Origin of the sequence: Thermogutta sp. (assembly GCF_014359955.1) — a bacterium.
Classification (GTDB): domain Bacteria; phylum Planctomycetota; class Planctomycetia; order Pirellulales; family Thermoguttaceae; genus Thermogutta.
On record NZ_JACIYL010000519.1, the window covers coordinates 1 to 3,211 of the forward strand.

The 3,211-nt window shown below is 53.4% G+C and carries 1 protein-coding gene; it reads left to right on the forward strand.

The genetic code is table 11. The features are described 5' to 3' along the window. Positions 1–291: 291 nt before the first annotated feature. Positions 292–3,211: FG-GAP-like repeat-containing protein (locus tag H5U08_RS13830; RefSeq protein ID WP_297034205.1), on the forward strand; the 2,920-nt coding region annotated here is incomplete at its 3' end.

The following is a 3,211-nucleotide window of genomic DNA, read 5'->3' on the forward strand; positions in this document are numbered from 1 at the left end:
CGAACATTCGATCGCGTGCTCGCACTGCGAAGTCAAAGTTAGACGGACATGAACGGGCGTGCAAAGTCTCCGCCCGAGTGGAATTTGCTCGGGCGGCTCGCGTTCGCATACTGCGAAGCGCAAGTGCTTGCGTGAGACAGACAACTGGCGCACCATCGAACGCGTCCTGCGACAATCTTCCATAGCGTGGATTCCTTGTAGGTCGGTTTCCTTCCCTGGATTCTGCACGCAATACAAGGTTTAATGGACGCGGTCCGATGGAGTCATCCGAGCATTCTTGGAGTAGATCCCATGAGGCTGCAATCGCTTCTCTCACGGATTTCCGTTGTTTTCGGCCACTGCGCAGCCGTGACGATTCTCCTTTTTGTGGTGTTTTCGGCAAAGGCACAGGATACCTCACAGCCTCCCTCACAGAGGACCGATGCTGTCTATCGGGCGCTTGCGGCATTCAACAAAGGATGTGCTCTTCTCGAACAATATGAATACTCAGCGGCGAGCAAGCAATTCGAGGCCGTATTGAAGGAGTTTCCTGACTGGACGGCTGCAAAATTCAACCTCGGTCTCGCCTATCTGAATATGATGGAAGACGCCGGCGGAAAAGAGGTCATCAACCAGGCCGAGAAATTATTTCAGGAAGTCATCAAGGAAAATCCCCATTTGATCCATGCCTGGTATTGTCTGGGGCTTTATTACGAACACGTCGGACAAAAAGAAAAAGCACTCGAAGCCTTTCAAAGAGCATACAAACTGGATCCTGATGATCCTCATATCTGCCTTAAACTGGCAGAAGCTTATCTCTCAACGCAGCAGAACGAAAAAGGGATAGAACTCCTCGAACGTGCGGTTAACCTCGATCCGGGGTTTGTTTCTGCCATTTATCGGCTGGCGCTCCAGTATCAGCGTCTGGGAAAACGCGATGCGGCTATGAAATTATTCGAAAGGTTTCGCGCACTGAATCAAGCGGAACTTGCCGGCGGAAGTTTTACCGTGCGCAAAATCTATGGTTCTGCCGGGAAATATTACTTGGCTTTGGGACCCGACATGCTGCCAATTCCCCGTCGGACGGACGCGGAAACCCGCGTCACAATACCGGTCTTTGACCCCGAAGCACGGGAAATCGCCACAATGGGGCCTGCCTGGAAGGCGGGTCAAATATCAGTGGAAATCGGCGGGGCCGCAGTGGCGGATCTCAATAAGGATGGCGTTTTGGATCTCGTTCTAACCGGTGTCACAAATGATCATGTTACTCAGGTTTTATTCGGTGATAAAAATGAGACTTTTCAGCCCGGTGAAATGCTGGCCACCCAAAGCATATGTGCAGCCGTCGGTGACGTCGACAACGATGGTGATGTCGATATCTGGATTGGTGGTGCAGGGTTCGTTCGTTTAATGGAAAACGATGGTGCTGGCCATTTCAAACCGTTCCCGGGAACAGGTGCCTCCGCGACGGGGGATTTCACCGCCTTACACGTGCGTTTGCTGGATATCGACAGTGACGGGGATCTGGATCTCTATGCCAGCCGATTTACTTCTAATGGTGACGCGCTCGCACCTTTGCTTTTGATCAATAACCGCGACGGAACATTCGAGGAAAAGGCTGCTGCCTGGGGTTTGGGAACGCCGCAATTCTCGGCAGTTGCAACGAGCTGGCTCGATATTGATAACGATCGTGATCTCGATCTGATTCTCGCCTCCGGGAAGGGTTCACCCGTGATATGGCTCAACGATCGGGCTGGCGCATTTCGGATTGTCAAAGGTGCGGACGTCGGCCTCAACGTGCCCGGTGTGTCCGGCCTGACAACCGGCGACGTGAATGGTGATGGCAGACCAGATCTTGTCGTGCTGAGCGGTGGCCGGGTACGGCTGTTCCTCAACGAAGGCGCGTGCCACTTTCGCGAGGATGAAGGATTCTCGCGGCAGTTCGGACGCCTGGGCGGAACAATCGCACAACTTGCCGATATCGATAATGATGGAGATGCGGATCTTTTCATCGCGGATGCGTATTTGCCGAACGGTCAACGACAACCCGTTATTCTCCTGAACTCGTGGCCAAAATCGGGGTTTATCAATGCGTGTCAGGAAGATCCGCGATTTCTCTTTTGCGGCATACGCAATCAGGGGAACACCGCCGGAGTGCTCGCTGACTTCGATGGTGATGGCGGGCTGGATGTTCTCATCGCACCATTGAACACCAGCACTGTGTGGTTCAAAAACGCCGGCCCGCGCGGCAACTGGATCAGTCTCGATCTGGCGGGAACGCGATACACCGACCAGAAGTCTCGCTCCAATGAATCGGCCATCGGCGCGCGCGTCGAAGTTCGGAGCGGCCAGATTTTCCAGCAATGGGATGTGGGGCAAATTGCTGGAAGCACGTGCTGGGCCCCCCTGCGATTGCACTTTGGCCTGGGTGAACAGCAGGAAGTGGAATGGCTCCGCATCATCTGGCCGGATGCGGTTCTCCAGTCCGAGGTGTCCGTCAAAGCCAATCAGGTCGCCAGTATCGGCGAAGTCCCGCGCAAAACATCCTCCTGCCCGCATTTATTCGTATGGAATGGTGACCACTTCGAATTTGTATCTGATTTCGGTGGGAAAGGTGGACTGGGATATCTGATTCGGCCGGGAATTTACGCCCAACCATATCCCGTTGAATACGTTCCCCTGCCTCGCGTAAAGCACAATACTGGTCAGATTGTCTGTAAAATCATCGAACCGCTCGAAGAGGTCGTCTATTTCGATCAAGCTTCTCTCATTGCAGTGGATCATCCGGCGGGAACATTCGTGCTTCCCAATGAGATGATGCCAGTTTCTATGGAGATTATCCCCGAGGAAATTCTATGCTTTGACGAAGAGCTTAATCCCACTGCCGCGACAAACGACCTCGGGCAGGATGTACTCCCCATTCTAAAACATATTGATCGCCAGTGCGTAGGGCCGCTTGAGCAGGACAAACGCTTTGTGGGTTACGCGAAAGAGTACTCAATAGTGCTCCATTTCCCGGATATCATTGATCGGTGGCTGGAGTCAGGAAGACGCATTTTCTTCATCGGCTATGGTTGGGTGGAATACAGCTATTCCCAAACGAACTATGCGGCCGCACAGGCGGGAATTACCCTGAAGGCTCCAACGTTTGAAGTCCTGCGCCAGGGAAAATGGGTAGAACTTGTCAGAGAGCCGGGATATCCGGCGGGCCTTAACCACTGGATGACGCTGG